Annotated in this window: 19 protein-coding genes; 6 read left to right on the top strand and 13 right to left on the bottom strand. The window is 33.8% G+C overall.

Going from position 1 to position 21631, the window contains the following annotated elements; translation table 11 throughout:
- Positions 1 to 59 precede the first annotated feature (59 nt).
- Both NEH75_RS03430 and NEH75_RS03425 read left to right on the top strand, forming a co-directional pair.
- Positions 60 to 977 (top strand): LysR family transcriptional regulator, encoded by a 918-nt coding sequence (locus NEH75_RS03430; RefSeq protein ID WP_055304945.1) that lies wholly within the window; start codon positions 60 to 62, stop codon positions 975 to 977.
- A 96-nt stretch (positions 978 to 1073) separates the two neighbouring features.
- Positions 1074 to 2204, top strand: coding sequence for a 5-methyltetrahydropteroyltriglutamate--homocysteine S-methyltransferase (locus NEH75_RS03425; RefSeq protein WP_055304948.1), 1131 nt, complete (start codon positions 1074 to 1076; stop codon positions 2202 to 2204).
- A gap of 203 nt (positions 2205 to 2407) precedes the next feature.
- On the opposite strand, the gene NEH75_RS03420 is transcribed toward NEH75_RS03425, so the two are convergent.
- From NEH75_RS03420 to NEH75_RS03405, 4 genes are all read right to left on the bottom strand, one after another.
- Positions 2408 to 3058, bottom strand: coding sequence for an ABC transporter ATP-binding protein (locus NEH75_RS03420; protein WP_055244269.1), 651 nt, complete (start codon positions 3056 to 3058; stop codon positions 2408 to 2410).
- A gap of 12 nt (positions 3059 to 3070) precedes the next feature.
- On the bottom strand, positions 3071 to 4663 hold the full coding sequence (locus NEH75_RS03415; RefSeq protein ID WP_070099777.1) for an ABC transporter permease: 1593 nt from the start codon (positions 4661 to 4663) through the stop codon (positions 3071 to 3073).
- A gap of 127 nt (positions 4664 to 4790) precedes the next feature.
- Complete coding sequence (locus NEH75_RS03410) at positions 4791 to 5567, bottom strand: CPBP family intramembrane glutamic endopeptidase (RefSeq protein ID WP_055276922.1); 777 nt, start codon at positions 5565 to 5567, stop codon at positions 4791 to 4793.
- 82 nt (positions 5568 to 5649) lie between these two features.
- On the bottom strand, positions 5650 to 6366 hold the full coding sequence (locus NEH75_RS03405; RefSeq protein WP_055276920.1) for an HAD family hydrolase: 717 nt from the start codon (positions 6364 to 6366) through the stop codon (positions 5650 to 5652).
- Positions 6367 to 6572: 206 nt separating this feature from the next.
- Between NEH75_RS03405 and NEH75_RS03400 the strand changes: the two genes are divergently transcribed.
- Positions 6573 to 6800, top strand: a complete 228-nt coding sequence (locus NEH75_RS03400; protein WP_055304949.1) for a hypothetical protein — start codon at positions 6573 to 6575, stop codon at positions 6798 to 6800.
- Positions 6801 to 7096: 296 nt separating this feature from the next.
- On the opposite strand, the gene NEH75_RS03395 is transcribed toward NEH75_RS03400, so the two are convergent.
- Genes NEH75_RS03395 through NEH75_RS03385 form a run of 3 tightly spaced genes read right to left on the bottom strand, consistent with a single transcriptional unit; the run spans position 7097 to position 9103 of the window.
- Positions 7097 to 7471, bottom strand: a complete 375-nt coding sequence (locus NEH75_RS03395) for a hypothetical protein (RefSeq protein ID WP_055244276.1) — start codon at positions 7469 to 7471, stop codon at positions 7097 to 7099.
- 34 nt (positions 7472 to 7505) lie between these two features.
- Positions 7506 to 8036 carry a hypothetical protein gene (locus tag NEH75_RS03390; RefSeq protein ID WP_055304951.1) on the bottom strand — a complete coding sequence of 177 codons (531 nt, stop codon included), beginning with the start codon at positions 8034 to 8036 and terminating at the stop codon, positions 7506 to 7508.
- A 14-nt stretch (positions 8037 to 8050) separates the two neighbouring features.
- Positions 8051 to 9103 (bottom strand): ParA family protein, encoded by a 1053-nt coding sequence (locus NEH75_RS03385; RefSeq protein ID WP_055304953.1) that lies wholly within the window; start codon positions 9101 to 9103, stop codon positions 8051 to 8053.
- A gap of 319 nt (positions 9104 to 9422) precedes the next feature.
- Between NEH75_RS03385 and NEH75_RS03380 the strand changes: the two genes are divergently transcribed.
- Positions 9423 to 11048, top strand: a complete 1626-nt coding sequence (locus NEH75_RS03380; protein WP_055304955.1) for a potassium/proton antiporter — start codon at positions 9423 to 9425, stop codon at positions 11046 to 11048.
- Between the two features lie 59 nt (positions 11049 to 11107).
- Here NEH75_RS03380 and NEH75_RS03375 read toward each other — a convergent pair whose 3' ends face one another.
- Entirely contained in the window at positions 11108 to 12328 is a 1221-nt protein-coding gene (locus NEH75_RS03375) for a hypothetical protein (RefSeq protein ID WP_055304957.1), read from the bottom strand.
- Positions 12321 to 12875: an RNA polymerase sigma factor gene (locus tag NEH75_RS03370; protein ID WP_055304959.1), complete on the bottom strand. Its 555-nt coding sequence runs from the start codon at positions 12873 to 12875 to the stop codon at positions 12321 to 12323. The genes NEH75_RS03375 and NEH75_RS03370 overlap by 8 nt, the downstream gene beginning before the upstream one ends.
- A gap of 291 nt (positions 12876 to 13166) precedes the next feature.
- On the opposite strand from NEH75_RS03370, the gene bsh reads away from it, so the two are divergent.
- Positions 13167 to 14156 (top strand): choloylglycine hydrolase, encoded by a 990-nt coding sequence (bsh, locus tag NEH75_RS03365; RefSeq protein ID WP_055244290.1) that lies wholly within the window; start codon positions 13167 to 13169, stop codon positions 14154 to 14156.
- Between the two features lie 76 nt (positions 14157 to 14232).
- Here the strand turns inward: bsh and NEH75_RS03360 are convergent, their stop codons facing one another.
- The 4 genes from NEH75_RS03360 to NEH75_RS03345 all read right to left on the bottom strand — a co-directional run bounded on the left by NEH75_RS03360 (position 14233) and on the right by NEH75_RS03345 (position 20453).
- Positions 14233 to 17757, bottom strand: coding sequence for an SH3 domain-containing protein (locus NEH75_RS03360; protein WP_055304961.1), 3525 nt, complete (start codon positions 17755 to 17757; stop codon positions 14233 to 14235).
- 768 nt (positions 17758 to 18525) lie between these two features.
- The gene (locus tag NEH75_RS03355) at positions 18526 to 19356 is read right to left on the bottom strand and encodes a hypothetical protein (RefSeq protein ID WP_055304963.1); all 831 of its coding nucleotides are present in this window, start codon (positions 19354 to 19356) and stop codon (positions 18526 to 18528) included.
- Positions 19357 to 19434: 78 nt separating this feature from the next.
- Positions 19435 to 20046, bottom strand: coding sequence for a plasmid pRiA4b ORF-3 family protein (locus tag NEH75_RS03350; RefSeq protein WP_055304965.1), 612 nt, complete (start codon positions 20044 to 20046; stop codon positions 19435 to 19437).
- A gap of 62 nt (positions 20047 to 20108) precedes the next feature.
- Complete coding sequence (locus NEH75_RS03345; RefSeq protein WP_055304967.1) at positions 20109 to 20453, bottom strand: hypothetical protein; 345 nt, start codon at positions 20451 to 20453, stop codon at positions 20109 to 20111.
- A 195-nt stretch (positions 20454 to 20648) separates the two neighbouring features.
- Between NEH75_RS03345 and NEH75_RS03340 the strand changes: the two genes are divergently transcribed.
- Positions 20649 to 21485 (top strand): Rpn family recombination-promoting nuclease/putative transposase, encoded by an 837-nt coding sequence (locus tag NEH75_RS03340; protein WP_055277545.1) that lies wholly within the window; start codon positions 20649 to 20651, stop codon positions 21483 to 21485.
- The last annotated feature ends 146 nt before the right edge of the window (positions 21486 to 21631 follow it).

Here is a 21631-nt window from a genome sequence, read left to right as displayed (position 1 = left end):
GGCGGCACAATCGCTTTATGGTAAAATATAGAATAATAATTTGAATTGGGAGAAAAGATATGACTTTACAACAGCTAAAATATATTATTCAAGTGGTGCAATCCGGTTCAATTAGCTCGGCCGCACAAAAGCTATATATTACACAACCTAGCCTTTCAAAAGCAATTGCCGATCTTGAAAAAGAAATGGGAATTACCATTTTCTATCGAAATAATCGGGGAGTATATTTATCAGAAGATGGCATTAAATTTCTATCTTACGCAAGGCAAGTCGTTGAGCAGGCGGAATTGTTAGAACAGAAATATAAGTTCAAAACACCTGCTAGACGAGTATTTGCTATCTCATCACAACACTACGCCTTTGTCGTGAATGCTTTCGTTGCGTTAGTCAAAGAATATGGGGAAAATAAATACGAGTTTTCACTACGTGAATCGCGAACCTTTGATATTATCGAAGATGTCCGTACGAAAAGAAGTGAGCTAGGAATTATTTTTTTAAGCCATTTTAACCGTGAAGTGATTCAACGAATTTTACAAAACGATGAGATGCAATTTGTCCCTCTTTTCACAGCAAAACCACATGTATTTGTCAGTCGAAACAACCCTCTTGCAACGCGTAAAAAAGTGATGTTAGAAGACTTAAAAGAATTCCCACGACTTACGTATGAACAGGGAATCAATAACTCCTTCTATTTTTCTGAGGAGCTACACAGTACGATAGAAAGTCCTAAAAATATCATCGTCTCCGATCGAGCCACTTTATTTAATCTGTTAATCGGGTTAAATGGTTATACGATTTCTTCGGGTATTTTAAGTAGTGACTTAAATGGAACAGAAATTGTATCCATTCCACTTCAAAGCGATGAAATGATGGAGATTGGATATATCCATCCAACGGATCATCCATTAAGTGAAATGAGTGAACGATATTTAGAACATTTACGCCTTTACATTGTACATTATCAATCTTTGGTATAGTTTTTATCTATATGTCACCATTATTTATTAGTATTAACACATAACCAACCTTTTGTGATAAATTAATCTCATAACAAATCACAAGGGGGATAAAATATGGGGAATACATTAACACAAAGAAAACATGCACCATTTCGATATGATATTGTAGGGAGCTTTCTTCGTCCAGAAACGTTAAAATCAGCGCGTGAAGCTTTTGCAAAAAATGAGATTAGTGCAGCACAACTTACAGAAGTTGAAGATGCTTGTATTCGTAACTTAGTGGAAAAACAACTTGAAGCGGGATTAAAATCAGTAACAGACGGAGAGTTCCGACGTAGCTATTGGCACCTTGATTTCATGTGGGGATTTGATGGAATTGAGCATAACGTAATGGATCAAGGATATATTTTCCACGGAGAAGAAACACGTCCAGACTCTGCAAGAGTTTGTGGTAAAATTAAATTTACACACCATCCATTCATCGATCACTTTAAATTTTTAAAAGAAGTGGTTGGTGACCGCGCACTTGTTAAACAAACCATTCCTGCACCTTCACAAATTTTTGCCGAATTAGTTCGAGCAGATAATGAAGAACACCTTAACCGTATTTATCCAAATCGCGAGGAACTTTACACTGATTTAACACAAGCTTACCATGACTTTATTCTTGCATTATATAATGAAGGCTGCCGTCATCTACAATTAGATGACTGTACATGGGGAATGCTTTGTGATAGTAATTTCGCAAAATATTTTGCAGATGCTGCAGGTGGTTTAGAACAATTACAACAGCTTTACGTAAAACTAAATAATGAGGCGATTGCCAATTTACCAGCTGACCTTGTAGTAACAACGCATGTCTGTCGAGGAAACTATCACTCAACATGGGCAAGTAGCGGAGGATACGGACCAGTATCTAAAACATTATTCGGAAAAGAAAACGTACATGGATATTACCTAGAATTTGATAATGATCGTTCTGGAGATTTCGGACCATTAAAAGAAGTATCAGAAGAAAAACTCGTTGTTCTTGGTCTGATTACCTCTAAATATCCAACACTTGAAGATAAATCAACAATTATTGCCCGAATCAAAGAAGCATCACAATACGTTCCATTAGAAAGATTATGCTTAAGTACTCAATGTGGATTTGCTTCAACGGAAGAAGGTAATATTTTAACTGAAGAAGAACAATGGAAAAAAATTAACTTAGTAAGAGAAATTGCAGAAGAAGTATGGGGATAACCCTTCCTAAATAAAAACTTTTTAAAGAGAAGTCATCTAACAAATTAGATATGACTTCTCTTTTTATGTTCTCAAAAAGCAAGAGCTTTTCACATATCAAACAACTTGACCCTCATTGATTTTTTATCGACACCATTCATTTATCTTTAACGGCAATTAAACTCAAAAAGAGACGTCCATTCAATGATAGACGTCTCTTTTTATTATTTTGCATTTTTTAATTTTGACAAGTCATAAATATGATCAGCCGCTTTAGCAACTGCTGGAGTATGAGTAACAATGATGACACATTTTCCTTGGTTTGCTAAATCCCTTAGAATTTTAATAATTTCAGCCTCTGTTTCTCCATCTAAGTTTCCAGTCGGTTCATCTGCTAAAATGACTTCTGGTTGATAAGATAAAGCACGTGCAATGGCGACACGTTGTTGCTGCCCTCCAGATAGTTTTAAAATACGACTATTAGCCTGTTCTCTATCTAATCCAACACTTTCTAATAAATCATACACATATTGTTTCTTATCATTCACATTAAAGTTTGCAATATCCATTGATAAACTGACATTCTCAAAAGCTGTAAATTTTGTTAATAGATTGAAGCTTTGAAAAACAACACCAACATATTTACTACGAAAGTCATACTTATTCATTTTCTCCACATCTTGGCCTTTATAATAAACGTTTCCTGATGTGGGAGCGGCTAAACCTGAAAGCACTGATAATAGCGTTGTTTTCCCAGTTCCCGACTTTCCAACAATGGCATAAACTTTTCCTTTTTCAAACTGCAAGTTTAGATTTTTAAAAATTGGTTTTTTATCATAAGTGAAACTAATATTCTCAAGCTTTAAAACTGACATCCTTCTCACTCCTTAGTCACGATTTGATAAAATTCTTAACGGTTCATAACGTGTAATGAAAATAATCGAAACAACACTTGCAACTAACGTTAAGACAATACCGATTCCTAGTAACTGCATTAATACCGTGAAATCAGTGGCTGACGTAACGTTTGAAATATAATCAACAGCTGCCATCGCCTGCCCTTTACCACCAATGATTCCAGTCATCCCTCCCATCGCTCCTGATGTTGGACGACCAAATGAAGCCTCAGTTTGCATCATATTATTACTTTGAGCTTCAATTTGAGAAGCTAATAATGTATTTGTTACTGGAACGGATGACATCGCCCCAATTCCTGCTCCAATCACTAACGCTACTAATGTGACTACAAAACTTTCCACTAAAAATTGCATCGCAACTTTCCCTTTTTTCATTCCAATGGCAGTTAAAACTCCAATTTCATACTTACGTTCACGAACATTAAAAATATTTAAAACCACTAAAATGATTGCGCCAATTCCAAACACAACGGCTAAGAAATAACCCGCCATTTGACTTAAGTTTTCTAATGGTAATAAACTTTGTTCATAAGCTGCTAAATCAGTTGATGAAACGGTATAGGTTTCATCTAATCCTAAATCGCGTACTTCTGATTCAAACGTATAATATTCATCAACATTTGCAAAGACATATGTTCCTGAAACTTGAGATGGAATAGCCGTTGTTGTTTCCATACCCGTTGTTTCATCAGTTGAAACAACTGCCCCTTCTTCTGAAGCTTTAGCAATCGCCTGAACAGCGTTGTAACTCATATAAATACGATTCGCTGGATCACTAGCTGCTGAGAATCCTTGCATCACTTCACTACTTGAAGTGGTTGATTGACTGTTATTATAAATTCCAACAACGTTTAACGTATAAGTTTCCTCTTCATGATTTGGATTGACTACTGTAATCGTATCTCCTACAGCTAAATCATTATAAATAGCTAATTCATCTGAAATCACACAATCTAATAACTCTGTTCCTTCTTCAAACATTTTTCCATCTATTAACGTTGAAGTTCCTGCTACAAAGTCTGTCATCGCTTCATCTGAACTATATCCAATAATCGTGAAATCACCTTGTACACCCATTCCACCTTTTTGGAATCCGCCACCTTTTCCACTATCCATTCCTGGCATTTCCATACCAGCTTTCCCCATCATCGAATCTATCGATGATTCAGAACTTGAACTTGTCGTTGAGATAGCTTCAAATTCATCTGTTCCATTTAATGAAATCGTTGATGTATAATAGAACGATTTAACCGAATCCGCTTCGGCATAAATTTGCATCTCATCAATTGATAAACTTGAAACCTGAGTAAATGCTGATTTATCAAATCTACCTTCACCATTACCATTATTCATCATTTGCTGCATCATCGCTTGACGATCGACTGAAATTTGAGCAGTAACACTCATTGAATCTAACGTCTGTGTTCTTGCACTTTCCGCAGCTTGGCGAATAGATAGCCCGATACAACATGAAATTGAAATGACTAAAACAATAATTCCAATTAAAATATTTCTTCCCATGGAGCGTGAAACACTCTTCAATGCATTTTTCAATACATACATTCTTATTTCCTCCTTGTGTATTAACTTCTCATCTCTTCGTTATTACTATAAACTCCCAACCTTAAATCAAACTTAAATCACAACAATGAAAATGTATAAAAAATTCCATCAAAAAAAGATGACCAAGTCATCTTTCCGTCTTTACTTTAATCCCAAATCCAAATCGAGCAATAAACCAAATTAAAATGAGTCCCACTAAAAACAATGAATAAATTCCTGTTAACTCTTCCGTATGCTCCAGTGAGACCAAAAAATCTTGTAATCCATGAGCAATCATTAATGGCACAATCGTCTGATACTTAAATAGAAAATAAAAATAAACAAGTGCCCCCACTCCAATAATCAATGTAATATTCAACCACTGATCATAATTATAATTACTATGTAAAAGCCCAAAGAAAAAACTCGTCACAATCACGGAAATGATACATGAACCAAGCTTATGTTTACTAACTTTAACCCCAAGCCAATACAGGATAAAAAACACACATAATTTAAAAATTTCCTCTCCAATTCCGACAAGTGAATATCGTGCTAACTGATTCAAGACATATGGCCCAGATAAATGAAAGGTATATTGATTCAATAATTGAGGGTCATTTGCTGATAAGAAATATCCTGTAAAACTTTCCGCTAAAATCCCACAGACATAAACAGCCCCTGTTATTCCAATTAAATTGATGATTCCGCCTCCCTTATTATAGAAAGGTCCAATTTCTTTGAATCCAACTGTCACTGAAAAAATTAAAAATATCCCTAAGTATATCATTAAAATCATTTCTGGTCTTGAAAAAACAGATAAAATTGGCGTCCTTAACATCGCCAGAAAAACTAAGACAAGCAACAAATAAACCATTGGATGTTTAATAATAGGGACAGCTACCATCTTCTCTTTAAGTTTCATCTCGTTCCTCCTCTCATCCTCTTTTCAATTATAGAAAGTAAATGAAAGAATAGAAGTCACTCGACAAAAAAAGCTATCTATATTAGATAGCTTCATTAGTTATAAAGTTTAACACTAATTTATAAAGCTCTGCTTCATTATTGATACAATAATCCGCTTGAATATTCCCTTCTGGATGCTCTGCATGGTGGCGGTTTAACCAAATAGCTTTCCAACCAGCTCCCTTGGCACCTATAATATCACTCTGAAACGTATCTCCAATAAATAATGTCTCCTCTGGATTAAGGTTCATTATTTTTTCTACATGCTGAAAGATTCCAATCTGCGGTTTAGCAACTCCAATATCTCCTGAGACGAAAATATATTCCTCTCGAATAAACTCCATTACCTTCAATGCCTTCACTTTATTCCATTGATGCTGTGAAGGTCCATTTGTAATAACCCCCATCATAATCTCATGTTTTTGACAGAGTTCAATGATTGTTCGCATCGTTTCAGAAATTTCTAATTTCTTTTGATTACCTGCATAAAGTCGTTGAAACTCTAATGCTTCATCATCTGTGACACTTATACCAAAACTCTCAAAGGCTTTTTGTACACGATAAATATACATGGCCTCCATCGACATTTCTCCACGCTGAGTAGCTTCAAACACTTCATCACTATAATAACGACTTCGTTTATATAACTCTTCAATTGAAAGTTCAAAACTCCCTTTAAATAATTCTTCATACGCCTTTTGAAAAGGAATCACCTGATCATATAACGTATCATCCACATCAAATAGAACTGCCTTCATCTCACCATACTCCTTTTTAACATCTGTTATTTCCAATCAATAGCTGATAATACATCCATCCAAAAAAATTCAATGGTAGGTAGCTAAGTTTTTTTCAATAATAGAGTAATAATTTAAATTCAATAAAATTATACGACTATCACTCACTTTCACCAACAATAAAGGCTATACTATCGTTATCAGAAAAGATGAAAGGGAGATATAACATGTACATAAAGTTACTCGTATTAAGCATTATTATGACAAGTCTACTATTTGCTTTTTTTAATAATATCTATTTAACTATCAAATCCATTCATTTAGATGAAAAACCTAGTTTCATTAAATCAATGACTTATCAATTCTTAAATGTTATCATTATCTTTACATTTCTATTAATGTTAGTTATTTTTTCACAATATGGCGATGAAATCATGAACACTTTACTTTATTAATCCTTGCAGAGGTTTGTTTCCCCCTGAGGCATTAACTTACTTAATAAAGAATTAGGAGTAGCTTCGGCTATTGATAAAATTTAATCCTTTACTTAAAAACTCTTGCTCTTTATTTCAAATGAATAATTGTCCTTTTTATCGCCACCAGTTCTCTTATTTCATGGCCTTTTATGAGATAAGTCATGAGAAATTTTCTATAGAAAATCTTAATATCAGAGTATTTGAAGAACTAAACTTAAATCACACTCTTTGTTTGATGGATAAAATAATAAAAAAAGTCCCTAACGATAGGAACCTTAAAAACTATTTTTATATATTTCAAAGAAGCGGGATATTTCATAGCCTTGATCAATAATTTCTTCATCCTCATGGGTTAACTGCCAGCCATAATAACCATACCGTCGCCACGTTAACTTTGTGATAGGAAATAAATAGTACTCTTTTTGGATGGCTTTAAAGCCATCTTTATAATCAGTTACGATTTGTTTAAAAGCTGCATCTGGATTAACAAATACCGGCTTTCCATCTTGATTCATACCAATTTCGTAAGCTTCTCCACCACCAAAATCACTAGGTAACTGACTTGTATCATAAACGCCAATCGCCTTATTTTTAGGATTCATACATCCCACTAAACACAAACAAACTAAAATACTCCAAACCACCCTCACCTAACATCCCCCTAAACCTAACTAAAACTCTTCCCTACAACTCACTCTCATAAATCTCATTCATTTTTTGATTTTCAATAGCACTCCAAAGCATATCTAATAAATTTTTCTTCTGTATAGCTTTTGAACTACCTTTTAATTTAATATTTAATAAGGCCATTCCTAAGAAATAGAGTTGATTAGACGTTAATTGGCTATCAGTTAATTGATTAATCTTCTCATATGAATCATCAAATGGAATTTCTAATACTGATAAAACAATTTTATTGTCAGCTGAATTTAAGTAACTCGTAATAATACTCTGTTCTTCCTCAGCCACTCCTCCAATTGTTTTCCTTTGATAATATAGTTCTCCAATTCGTAACGCATCATCACGAAGAGAAGACCTAGATTTTTTCTTTTTATCCCCACTTATTTTCTTTTCAAACTCATCTAAACTTAACGAACGGTAAGGTTTTAAAATCTCCAAAAATCGGTCAATTTCGGGATCGATAATACCGGCCGTTAACTGAACAATTTTTTGATACGTATTTAAATCCCCTAAGATATCTTTTACCTTTGTCATTTATTATCCCTCACTTATAAAATATCTGTGATTTCCCTTGAAAACTGACTCTTTGGAACATTTATACGATCTAACAAATCAAAAACTATCTGTCCATAACTTTCATTTGCTGGCAGAGTCCCATTTCGTTTCCAATTAATAAAACAACATTCTCCTGCATTAATTAGTTTCTGAACCTCTACCTGATGATAAACAACTGGTGTAAATAACATTCCTGGTAACTTAGTTTCAACAAATCTACGCCATTGCTCTGCCTCAGTTCCACCTTTAGAACTTGATGCCTTACGTAAAGTCTCAATAATTCCAATCATCTTAGGACTTCCACTTTTAAGGTAAGATAGATATGAATTACTAGGTGCTAAATCAATTAATGACCTGTATTGTTTACAAATGATTTGAACCGAATCATTCTCCACTATATTTTTCAAATGATTGATCCCTTGTACTCCCATCTCATCCATAATAGTTGGAACCACATAATAGTCAGATACAAACAGTGCATTTTGAACAATAAAGTTATTGCTTGGTGGACAATCAAAAATAATAAAATCATACTTTTGATCTAGCTCGACTTCTTTTAAAAATTTAGCTAAAATACTTAACCGTTTAATGCTACTATTTCCATCATCCCCAAATCTACGCTTAATCTCAGATTCTATTCCTTCTAATCCTCTCATCATCCCTTGATGTGAGTTACTATACATACTTGATGGAATAAAATCAAATTTTTGCAATTTATATTTTCCACCAGTATAAAAGTTGTGTTTGATTAACTTATCTAAATTGAATGGAACATCAAAATCTAATATCTCACGATTAAGATAACTATTAAATATATGATTAATTGTTTCTTCTTCTTTTAAACTACTAAAGCGAATATGTTCCCCTTTAGTCTTAGAATAGGCTCTCATACAAATCGTACTTAGTGAACACTGTGGATCTAAATCAATTAATAAAACCGAGTTTTGATTTAAAAAGTTTAGTCCCGCTGCGATATTAAAGGCACTGACCGTTTTTCCGACGCCGCCCTTATAATTAATAATTGATATAATCTTTGCTTTTCCCACGTCGCTATCCCTCCCTATTTTATTATCATTATATTAATCAGCTCGTTAAATCATGTTAGTGTATAAGTGATTAAAACAGGGAAGTTTATCATCAGGCATCTACTTGTCATGATTTATTAATATAAGCAAATTATCGATCATCTTTATTAAAAGGGAGACGTAGAAATCTTTGATTAACAGGTAACAGAAGTTTAATGAATAATCAGACGAAATATAAACCTATTTTCTAAAGAGATGATACTAAGCTGTCATCTCTTTTATCATTCATATTTAATTCTACTTATTTCATAAAATGACATATACGCAAAGGAGGTTTTATATGGAGTTTTCTTTAATGGTTTGTGCCATTATTTTAATGGTTTGTATTCTACTTAGCAGGCTGACTCACCGATTGGGTCTTCCTTCTTTACTATTTTTCATTCTTCTTGGGATGATCTTTGGATCAGATGGCTTTTTTAAAGTGGCCTTCAATGACTATCATCTTACCGAACAATTATGTACCATCGCCTTAATCTTCATTATTTTCTATGGGGGGTTCGGAACCAATTGGAAAACAGCTAGACCGGTCATGAAACCGGCTTTAGTCTTATCTACACTAGGTGTCCTTTTAACAGCAGCTATAACAGGACTTTTTTGTTACTTCTTTCTTCATCTTGAACTCATTGAAAGTTTACTCATTGGGGCTATCATCAGTTCAACCGATGCAGCATCCGTCTTCTCAATCTTACGTTCGAAAAAATTAAACCTTAAAGATGGAACTGCCTCTATTTTAGAGCTTGAAAGCGGAAGTAATGACCCAATGGCTTACATGCTGACCATTCTTCTCATTGATTTAATGAAGCAAACTGCTAACCTAAGTGAAATCCCGCTTCTCTTACTGAATCAACTGGGATTTGGGACACTATTTGGTGTTTGCATTGGGATGATTACCGTTATTATCTTAAGAAGAGTTAACTTTATGATGGATGGCTTAGAAACAATCTTCGTCTTGGCCATTGCGCTTTTAACGTATGCTCTTCCAACAGCTATCGGTGGAAATGGATATTTAGCAACTTATCTAGCCGGAATCATTATTGGAAATGGAGCCATCCCAGATAAAGTAACTTTAGTAAACTTCTTTGATGGTCTCACCGGATTAGCTCAAATTCTAATCTTCTTCCTACTTGGACTTCTATCCTTCCCATCCCAAATGCCCACCATTTTACTACCTGCTATCCTTATCTTTTTATGGCTAACCTTTGTCGCTCGTCCATTAACAACCTTCTTATTAATGAAGCCCTTTAAAAGTACCGTTTCCCAAAAACTCCTCTTATCTTGGTCTGGTCTTCGTGGAGCCTCTTCCATCGTCTTTGCTATCTTAGTTGTTTTAAAAGGATCGGATACCACGTATGATATTTTCCATATTAGTTTTTGCATCTGTCTCATCTCAGTGGCCTTACAAGGAACATTGCTTCCAACTGTTGCCCATAAACTCGCGATGATTGATGATAACGACAACGTCCTCAAAACGTTCACTGACTACCAGGAAGAAGAACACCTTCCCTTGCTCCAAATCTTTATCATCCCAACCCATAACTGGGCAAATCGTCTCATTAGTGAACTAAACCTCAGCGACACCTTAATTTTAATGATTAAACGCGATGAACAGACAATTATCCCGAATGGACAAACGATGATTTTACCTGGTGATCAACTCGTTGTCAGTGGCACAGGTTTTCACGAACAAACCGATCTCACCCTTAATGAAATTAATATTGATAAAAATCATCCTTGGCTTAGTAAAGAAATCAAAGACCTTGATCTCCCACCTCAAACTTTAATTATCTTAATCAAACGTAAGGATGGAACAAGCATCACTCCAAAAGGGGATACACTTATCCAACAAGGAGATACCATTGTTCTAACCTGTGAAACCTTTAATCAATGCATTATTTCTTGTACCTAAAAAACCTCTCGAACGAGAGGTTTTTTTAATTGAATATTTCGAATATATTAAATTTCATCCTAATGTTCATGATATCTACTAATTGACCAGTTAAGATTATCTTTGACTCTAACGACTTCGTTAGTAGACTTCTTATCAGTAATAATAATCTCGATTGATTTATTGATAGTTTTTATTTCATCATCACCCTCTGCTTCCTCTGTAAAAACTTCAGATATTAAATACATCGTTGACTGATTAACTTTTTCAAGCATAAAATCTAGCGGGGCCCCATCAACTAAAACATCGATTTCATATTCATCAGGATTCAAATCATTAAAATCAATCTCTAGACCTAATAATACCGCAATCAAACTATTTCCTTCAAAGGAAATATCATCGTCAAAAGAATAATCATCGAAGAACTTAATAGAAATCCCCTGTCTTTTATGTATAGTAGGCCAACTAAATATCATTCCTTTATCTTCAATTTTAATGGGGAACGAACTCTCTATTTTCGGATTAGAATTCACATAAATCTCACTTTCTTGAGGAATAATGTCTCCAATATTATTAACAGTTCCATCTAAGTAAACTATATAATCAATAGACTTAACTAAACTAGTCATACAAGCTCCTTCATTTCGAAGTGATAAGAACCATTTATAATCCTCTAAGTCTTCTTGACTTAATTCATTTACTTTTTCATTGGCCGTCAACTCTGTACATACTTTGTCTTTATTAACTTCAAATGGATAATTTTTTGTTAATTCAATAATCTCTTTCATCTCTTCATTAAAATTGGTAAATTCTCGATTAACACGGGCTAATCCGATTGTTGTTTCACTAACAAAGCCTTTTTTGCTAATATTATTCACTAGTAAATAGTCTAAAATCTTATCATTCTGTGATAAAGTTAAAAATAAATAATCCTCAACCTCAATCATATCCACCTCTATCTGCGATGTAACATCTAAATACTTTACTTGATTTTCATACGTATAGATATCATCCGTAAGCTGAATAAGATTTGGATTTTCAACATAGCCATGAATATTAAAATAAATTTCCTCTCCAAAGACATTTAAACGGTATTCATTGGCGCTAATTCTTGTTACTCCATATGAACCATCATCATTCAAAAAAAATGGAAGTAAAAATAAGACAGCAACTGCTGCAATAGCGGTCAGTGGTTTGATCATATGAACTGTTGACCTTTTTTGCTTTTCATACCTATCAATTCGATCCATAATCAACTTAGCTTCTTGACTCACATCAATGTGTTCAATCTCTTTATTCATGACAATCCCCTCCTAAAGCAATCTTTAATTTCTCTAAACTCCGCTTAATAATCGTGTAAATTGTTTTAACTGATGTTTTTTCTAATATTGCAATTTCCTGTGGACTTAAATCTGCGTAAAAATAATACCTCATAATCCGTTCATGCTTTGGTTTTAAACAAGTTCGCATCAGCTGATTAATCTTTTGTGCTTTCTCTTCTTTAATTAATCTCGTTAAGGCATCATCTGAGCTTTCAGATAAAGTCTCTAATTCATCTTCCCCATCAAACGTGCGCTGTTGATACGCCTTGCTTCGCAAATAATCAATACAACGATAATTCGCAATCTTATAAAGCCACGTCTGGAAAGACGCCTTTTTCGAATTATAACGCTTAAGCGAACGATATGCCTCAAAGAAAATATCCTGGCATAACTCCTTACTCACCTCAACATCTCCCACCTGCTGATAAACATAATAATAAATGGATGAATAATAACGCTTTATAATTTGTTCATACGCCTGTTTATTGGTCGTTAACACGACCTGAATCACCTTCTCCAATTCCATCTCAAAACCTCCCTGGACACGTATCATCTATCTATCTGAACTTCTCCTCAAAAAATCTTCAAAAATTAAAAACTTTTTTTCTTAATCTTAACATAATGGCCTGAGAATGAAGAAAAATAAATTTGTTGAGTTATAAGAATCCCCCTATTTCGTGAAAAGACATCAAGTACTAAATGTGCCTTGATGTCTTTTTGATAAATTAACATCAACTTGAATAATTAAATGAGATTTAGCAAATCTTAAAACAGTAATTAATTAGCACTCTAGTGGCTTAGTTAGGAGGACTCGAAAATGTGTACAGGGTTAAGTTTAACTACTAAAGATGGAAAACACTTCTTTGGTAGAAATTTAGATGTTCCCGCTTCATACGGACAATCTGTTCATATCATTCCAAGAAATTTCAATTGGCTAAATGTCGTAAATGGTGAAACATTAGCTTCTAAATATGCGTGTATTGGAATGGGAATCGTTGTAGATAATCACCCACTTCTTTTTGATGCAGTCAATGAAAAAGGATTAGCTGGTGGTGGATTAAACTTTACGCACTTTGCTAAATTTAATGAAAATGCCATCGATGGAAAAATAAATATCTCCGCATCTGACTTTGTATACTGGGCACTTAGTAACTTTGCGGATTTAAATGAGTTACGTCAAGCGTTAGAAAATTTAGTACTGACTAATATTCCATTTGAGCATCAGCTTCCAGTTGCAGGTCTTCACTGGATGTTCACTGATTTATCTGGGCGTAGTATCGTGATTGAAAATATGGCCGACGGTATGCATATTCATGAAAATCCAGTTGGTGTTTTAACGAATGACCCAACTTTTGATTGGCACTTAACTAATTTAAGACAGTATGTTACCCTTGAAAAAGCAACACCGGCTCCAAAACAAATGGGAGATTTACTGCTTCATCCATATGGTCATGGTTTAGGAATGTGTGGAATTCCAGGAGATGGTTCACCTGCCGCACGTTTTGTTAGAACCGTCTTCTTTAGAGATTCAATTGTTGAAGCCAATGATGAAATCAGTGGGGTTACTGCTTTCCTCAACGTGTTAACAGGGGTAACAGTTATTAAAGGGTCTGAAGTTGATCCCGATGGCTCAATGAATTATACCGTGTATAAATCAGCGATGTGTCAAGAAAGTGGAACTTACTATTATACCGATTATTACAATCGACGTATCAATGCCGTTAAATTATCAAATGCTAATTTAGACTCAAAAGAAATTACAAGTTTCCCTTATCAAGGAGAGCAAGATATCTTGTTCCAAAACTAAAAAAATATTTTTAAAAATATAAAAAATCCCCTAGAGAGTAGGTTATGTAAACATCCTACACTTTAGGGGATTTTTATTATTTATAAACCGGAATATCTAATAAAAACTCTTGATCGTCATCATATAAATAAGCAAATCGATGCATATAATTTCCTATTTCATAAGCGTACCATGGTGTTGTCGCATATTGATGCCATTGGTTAGCACTTAATTGATTATATTTAATTTTAAATGGAGTATTTTGCTGATATTTTGGTGAATTAATATAATTCAAAGAAATAAATTCAGCTGCACCAAAGATTGCTTTTTCAGGAGTTGTCCACCCTTTTTTATAAGCGTAAGTCGTTCCTAATAAACGGGGAGCATGATCCCTAGCCCCAATTCCAAATAAGTTATAAACCGTCACTGGTTTATCTAATTGAATGCGCTCATAGTCAATAATCTTTCCACTAGAATCTTTAATTGGTTTATTCTCATCTGCAATTTCTGTAATTGTAATTCCTTTAGCCAAATTACTAGTTCCCCAATTCGTTTCATGAATAGACTGAGACACAAAGAAAATAGGATCAATATTATAGTATCTCGATGCATTATAGAAAATCTGACCTTGATTATGAAGGACTCCTTTATTTTGAAGTTCTTTGTTCAATCCAGCAACATCAAAACTTCGGAATTGATCAATGCGTAAATATTGAAGTAGATAGTTAACATTAGCCGGGTTGTTTGGATTCAAATAACTTGTAATTGACTGTATTGTACCGGACGTGTAACTTTGTTGGATTTGTGCAAACTTAGTTAACGAATAGCTATATTCCGTTGTTAAATAACTAACACGACCATTTAAATTACTTGTTGCCTTAACCCCGACATAATCTTTATGAACATAGGCATAGCTATCATCATAACTAATTTTATAGAAATCATTGAAACGACCAATAATACTTACTTCATCTTTTGCTGTTAATGTTCCTAAAATAACTGAGTTAGTTGTAGCTTCTTGTCGAATGTTTAAACTTGTAACACTATCGATAACCACACCTATACGTGGTGTAGTTTCAAAATCAATATTAGCATCTGGATGTTGATTTGGTTTATTAAACGTAATATAATCTTTTGATACATATCCCGTTGAATTATTATATTCGATTTCGTACCAGTTTCCAGATTCACCTACAATTGTGACAGCCTCTCCTTCAGTTAATTTTCCAATAGCTGACTGACTAGTATTCGGTTGTGGTCGAACATTTAGTGTCCCACCATCTAAGTTATAAACATAAGCTATTTGCTTTGTAATTTCTGGCGTTTCAGGTGTTATCGGCGTAAACGTAATATAATCTTTTGATACATATCCCGTTGAATTATTATATTCGATTTCATACCAATTTCCAGATTCACCTACGATTGTGACAGCCTCTCCTTCAGCTAACTTTCCAATAGCTGCTTGATTAGTATTCGGTTGTGGTCGAACATTTAGTGTCCCACCATCTAAGTTATAAACATAAGCTATTTGCTTTGTAATTTCTGGCGTTTCAGGTGTTATCGGCGTAAACGTAATATAATCTTTTGATACGTATGCTATTGAATTATTATATTCGATTTCATACCAGTTTCCAGATTCACCTACGATTGTGACAGCCTCTCCTTCAGATAATTTTCCAATAGCTGACTGACTAGTATTCGGTTGTGGTCGAACATTTAGTGTTCCACCATCTAAGTTATAAACATAAGCTATTTGCTTTGTAGTTTCTGGTGTTTCAGGTGTTTGGGAATCATCTTTTTGAACATAACTTCCATTTACATATCCATATCCATGTTCATACTTAATCTTTAACCATCCCTTTGAATCCTCACTTACAACCTCAATAATGGTTCCTTTAGTTAATGTTCCAAGAAGGATTCCACTTACATCGGGATAATTACGAACATTTAAATTCTCTGTTGTTTTTCCTGTCCAAAGAATATTTTCCGGAATTGTTGGTATACTAAGATTTATAACAGTTACTCGTTGAACATAACCATATCCATCGTGATGCTTAATTTTCAACCAATCTCCATCTTCTTCAATAACATAGACCACTGTTCCTTTAGTTAATGAATTTAATACTGTACTAGTTGTACTTTTTGTTGCATATAGCTTTGTATCTTTACCAATTTCTCCATCCCATAATATTGTTGAATTTGGTAAATTACCTTGAGTGACAACTTTTTTTAACATCCATGCATAAGTATCATTATACTTAATTCTAACCCAATCGCCTTGTACTTTAACGACTTCAACCTTTTGTCCAGCATGATAAGTTGTTAAAGTAGTTGCACTAGTATCAGCTGTTTTGTAAACAATACTTTCATTGGTATTAACAGTTCCAGTCCAAATAACAGTTTCTTCTAGTTCTTCGTATTTAGTCACCTTAAAATATGAACCGCTCACATATCCTGTTTTGCCATTATAACTTACTTTATACCAACCATTCGCATTTTTTTCTGAAAGAATCGTCACTGTCTTTCCTTTCGGAATCGTCGTTAAAATCTTTCCACTTGTACTTGGTTGATCTCTTAAGTTTAAATTTTCTGTTGGCTGTCCTTCAATCGGAACTGGTGTTGATGGTGTACTCTCTGTTGACTCGGAATTACTATCACCTTCTTTAATATAATTGCTGATAGCATATCCCGTTTTTCCATCATAACTGACTTTATACCAACCATTTTCATCTTTTTCTGAAAGAATTGTTACTGTCTTTCCTTTCGGAATTGTCATTAAAACCTTTCCACTTAAACTAGCTTGATTTCGCAAGTTTAAGTTTTCTGTTGTTGTTCCCGTTTTAGATACTGTTGGCTTTGATGGTGCACTCTCTGTTGCCTCGGAATTACTATCATCTTCTTTAATATAATTGCTGATAGCATATCCCGTTTTTCCATCATAACTGACTTTATACCAACCATTTTCATCTTTTTCTGAAAGAATTGTCACTGTCTTCCCTTTCGGAATCGTCGTTAAAATCTTTCCACTTAAACTAGCTTGATTTCGCAAGTTTAAGTTTTCTGTTGCCGTTCCTGTTTTAGTCGTTATGGTCGTTGAACCACTTGGGCTTGTGGTTAAATAAGATCCACTCACATATCCCGTTTTTCCACCGTAGCTTACTTTATACCAGCCATTTTCATCTTTTTCTGAAAGAATCGTCACTGTCTTTCCTTTCGGAATTGTCGTTAAAATCTTTCCACTTGTACCCGGTTGATCTCGTAAGTTTAAGTTTTCTGTTGCTGTTCCTGTTTTAGACACTGCTGGCGTTGAATTACTTGTCGTTAAATAAGATCTACTCACATATCCCGTTTTTCCATCGTAGCTTACTTTATACCAGCCATTTTCATCTTTTTCTGAAAGAATCGTCACTGTCTTTCCTTTCGGAATTGTCGTTAAAATCCTCCCGCTTGTGCTTGCTTTATCTCGTAAATTCAGATTTTCCATAGTTATTGCTATTTTTACACTTGAACGCTCTAAAAGGGCACTAGGTCGACTTTCTTCCGCAAAAACCGTCTTCATATAATCTTGATTGCAAAGAGCAGCCCCCATAAGCGATAGGGTAATTAAAACCTTTTTTGGCATAATTAATATCCTTTCTGCACTTAAACTTTCATTAAATAAAGATATGTTGATTATCTTTGCTTAAGGTAAAGTACATCTTGTAATACAAAATTAATACAATCTTTTCTATTTTAACATATTAATACATAATAACCCAATATAAGCTAACGTTTATGGGAGTTTTCATGAATATTTTTTCTTATCTACTTTTTTTACTATATAAGTCCAGATAAATTTTCTTCAGAGAAAATTTTTAACTGGACTATAGGCTGCCTTGATAGGTAAAACATATCAGTATTTTTTTATTTGCTACTTGAGATGTAGAATATTTATCTGTTTATATATAGATAGAAACAGAAATGTATTTCATAATTTTAAGCTCTGTTAGACAATTTTGTTGGTAACGAATCGCTTGATACCAACGATCATTAAGTCCAGTTTTTAAAGATTGTATCCACTTCAAGTAAATAAATAACCAATAACAACATTTTCGTCTAACAGACCCTAATTTTATAGCAGACTTAGTTGGCAATTCTCTTTAATAATAGGTTCTCTATGCTACATGGTTCAATCTATGATTGGGATCATAGGTTTCCCCAACTAGTACAAGACAGACTATAGTCTATGAGGTACCAAAACCTTTTACACTGGCATAGTAGATAATTTTGATTTATATAAAAAAGTGACCTAATTACTTAAAACTAGGTCACTTTTTCTATTAAAATGTTACCTCTTATTAATCATCAATAAAAGCAGCCAAAAATCCTGACTCGAGATTAACTTTTTCTATCACAATTTCTGTTTAAAATAATCAACTAATTTCTGATAAATATCACTTTCAAACACATACTGATTTAAACGACTATTTGTTATAGATAGAGTTGCTTGCTCCTCTATAAGATAAGCACTTTTTTCAAAATCACTCACATAATAAGTTAGTAAATTAATTAACTGAGTCTGTGAATCATAGGAAATATTTAAAACTGTTTCATCATCATGAATAGAATAGATGATACCTTGTTCTCCTTCATGTTCTTCAAATGACATGGATTCTTGCTTTAAATGGTCTGTTAAATTCGTCATTTCAATGGGTGTTTGAGTAACAAAAGTAGGAAGTTGCTCTTCAAAAACATTTTCAATAGGGCTACTAGGTAACCTAAATATTAAGGATAACTCAATACTATCCTCGATATGAGGCGTTTTTAACGAGACTTGAAAATTATCTGACATGATTTTCGGACTAAATCGATAACCAATTGACAGTGACTGCATTCCTAATTCAGATGGTATCACTAATTCATACTGTATAGTCAGAGTATTTAAGGGTTGATTAGACGTATCCTCTAAAAATGGGCCTGTCTCACTGAAACGAACGCTTTCCATCTCACTTTTTAAATTCTCAAATAACGGATTAGATGTTGTTGTCTCCTTTATTGATAATGCATCTTTTATAAATTGCTCGCGCTCATTAGTGTTATATGATTGAATTTCATCTACCATATTAAGAAAATGACTCAATATAGGAAATGGCTCTATCTGTTCCGTTTCTTCTTTCTTCGAATGACAGCCAACTAGAATAACTAAGATACATCCTATTACGAAAAGGCATAACTTCTTCATTTCCCTCACCTTAAATTAAATTTAATAAAAAAGAATTATAAATAGTATGTCTCTAGCGTTCTTTATTCATACACACTCTTAGACTTTCTTAGGACGTTTTAACTTTAAATCTTCCTTCATCCAATAATTTGTATCTTCCAGATCGAAGGTTGGATTAAACTCATCAACTCCTAACCATTCCATTACACTCTCGTATTCAGGATGACTTAAATCTTTAATAATCTCTAACAATTCTAAATAACCTGGAACACCACCACAATCCTCTGGCGGACAAGCCCCTTCACCGTCTAAACAAACAGGATAAACATTCGGATAATCTTCAAGTTCTTTTTCAAACGTAATCACATGCTCCCAATAATCCCCCATATCGTATACATAAGGAATCGATTGGCCTACTTCAATGTACTTATCTACTTTCGCATTTTTACTTAAACGGTACGTTTTACGCAGGCGCGGACGACCATCATATGTTGGCATCTCATTCATCCACGAATACTCCTCCACCTCTTCGCTTGTTTCAACCAATACCAACTCTTCCGCTAACTCAAACTGATACAAATGACAATTATACCAACCCATACTATATTGAATCACACGATGCAACGCATTAAACGATACTTCTGCTGGCATCACGACACGACGCCAAACATCCAAACCTTCCAACTGAATTTTTATTTGATAAGCCTTCACAACATCACCTCTAAATATAAGTACCTTCATTGTAGCAAAAAACACCGTGATTATACAAACTTCTACTCAAAATAATACGGTAAGGATTGATAACAAGTCACAACACAATCTAGCGAATCATCCACTTCATAAAAATCAGCATGAATCTCAATGGCTCCAAAAATCAACACTCCATACTTAGCCATATCATGCTCAAAGTCCAACCACATATCACGCGTCAACTTTTTACTTTCAACTCGCTCATAAAAATCGTCCACTTCAAAGAAATACATCCCACTCTCACTCTGTAAACAACAAGTTACAAACTCCTGTAACAATGAGCTACACTCGGATAACGGAATCTTTGGTGTATCCTTTAACTCTTCCTGAATTGCTTTTATCCATAAATAATCATCTTTAACAATCACAATTACCACTCCTTATCCACAGCTATTATAGCGATCAATTAGTGAATAAAAAATATAAATACTAAAACAAAGAACAAAGCTCTATTGTTCGTATATTACTACGAGGAATATACCGGGCCCTAAACTATCCTCGTTTTACAATAAATCCATCTGTTTTAAAAATTTATTTTATAAGCTATAATAAAGGAGATAAAAGTGAATAAACTAATTCAAAATCTCAATTTAGCTGATGACTTCTTATTTGCTAAAGTCATGAGTGATAAAGTAATCTGCAAGAAAGTTTTAGAGGAGATATTAAATATTAAAATCCAAGAAATAAAGATGCCAGAACAACAAAAAGTAATTGATCTTGTGCTCGATAGCAAATCTGTAAGACTAGATATTTATGTCAATGATGAACATAATACAATTTACAATGTTGAAATGCAAAAGAGTAGTCACAAAAACTTAGCTAAACGAAGTAGATACTATCAAGGTAATATTGATTTAGATATGATTCAAAAAGGAGAAGACTATGAAAAGCTTCGTAAAAGTTTCGTTATTTTCATTTGTACCTTCGATCCTTTTAACAAAGGAAGGCATATTTATACATTCCAAAATAGGTGCTATGAAGATTCCACGCTAACCCTTGGAGATGAAACAACAAAAGTCTTCTTAAATACAAAAGGGGAACTTAATGACGTTAATGAAGAAATGATTGAATTTCTAAACTATATTGAAAATTCAACAGATGATTATGCAAATCAGGCTAAGAGTCAACTTGTAAAAGAAATTAACCAAAAAGTAAGTTATTTAAAATCAGATAAATCTTTGGAGGTGGAATATATGACACTTTACGAACGTGATAAAGAAAAATTTAAAGAGGGGCATGAACAAGGACTACAAGAAGGATTAGAACAAGGCATTGAAAAAAATAAAATAGAGAATGCTAAAGCTCTTCTGGATATCCTAGATGATGAAACAATCGCTTCTAAAATTGAACTACCACTGGAAACCGTACAAAAGTTAAGAACTGAAATACTATCTCAATAACATAATCGAGTAGGAGATAATTAATTAATTTAATCATCGTCCTCTCACACCACCGTACGTACGGTTCCGTATACGGCGGTTCTATTTTATCTCTAAATATGAACGGTTTGATAGTGGTCTAGTAGTGATACTAGACCTCTTCTTTT

It is taken from the genome of Turicibacter sp. T129 (genome assembly GCF_025594975.1).
GTDB lineage: Bacteria > Bacillota_I > Bacilli_A > MOL361 > Turicibacteraceae > Turicibacter > Turicibacter bilis.
The sequence above is the reverse complement of the archived record's forward strand: the minus strand, read 5'-3'. Positions and strand labels throughout refer to the sequence as shown.

What these genes read in the sequence shown, in the direction of transcription:
- NEH75_RS03430 (WP_055304945.1), top strand. Translation starts at nt 60, where the DNA reads ATGACTTTACAACAGCTAAAATATATTATTCAAGTGGTGCAATCCGGT.
- NEH75_RS03425 (WP_055304948.1), top strand. Translation starts at nt 1,074, where the DNA reads ATGGGGAATACATTAACACAAAGAAAACATGCACCATTTCGATATGAT.
- NEH75_RS03420 (WP_055244269.1), bottom strand. Translation starts at nt 3,058, where the DNA reads ATGTCAGTTTTAAAGCTTGAGAATATTAGTTTCACTTATGATAAAAAA.
- NEH75_RS03415 (WP_070099777.1), bottom strand. Translation starts at nt 4,663, where the DNA reads ATGTATGTATTGAAAAATGCATTGAAGAGTGTTTCACGCTCCATGGGA.
- NEH75_RS03410 (WP_055276922.1), bottom strand. Translation starts at nt 5,567, where the DNA reads ATGAAACTTAAAGAGAAGATGGTAGCTGTCCCTATTATTAAACATCCA.
- NEH75_RS03405 (WP_055276920.1), bottom strand. Translation starts at nt 6,366, where the DNA reads ATGAAGGCAGTTCTATTTGATGTGGATGATACGTTATATGATCAGGTG.
- NEH75_RS03400 (WP_055304949.1), top strand. Translation starts at nt 6,573, where the DNA reads ATGTACATAAAGTTACTCGTATTAAGCATTATTATGACAAGTCTACTA.
- NEH75_RS03390 (WP_055304951.1), bottom strand. Translation starts at nt 8,036, where the DNA reads ATGACAAAGGTAAAAGATATCTTAGGGGATTTAAATACGTATCAAAAA.
- NEH75_RS03380 (WP_055304955.1), top strand. Translation starts at nt 9,423, where the DNA reads ATGGAGTTTTCTTTAATGGTTTGTGCCATTATTTTAATGGTTTGTATT.
- NEH75_RS03375 (WP_055304957.1), bottom strand. Translation starts at nt 12,328, where the DNA reads ATGAATAAAGAGATTGAACACATTGATGTGAGTCAAGAAGCTAAGTTG.
- NEH75_RS03370 (WP_055304959.1), bottom strand. Translation starts at nt 12,875, where the DNA reads ATGGAATTGGAGAAGGTGATTCAGGTCGTGTTAACGACCAATAAACAG.
- bsh (WP_055244290.1), top strand. Translation starts at nt 13,167, where the DNA reads ATGTGTACAGGGTTAAGTTTAACTACTAAAGATGGAAAACACTTCTTT.
- NEH75_RS03360 (WP_055304961.1), bottom strand. Translation starts at nt 17,757, where the DNA reads ATGCCAAAAAAGGTTTTAATTACCCTATCGCTTATGGGGGCTGCTCTT.
- NEH75_RS03355 (WP_055304963.1), bottom strand. Translation starts at nt 19,356, where the DNA reads ATGAAGAAGTTATGCCTTTTCGTAATAGGATGTATCTTAGTTATTCTA.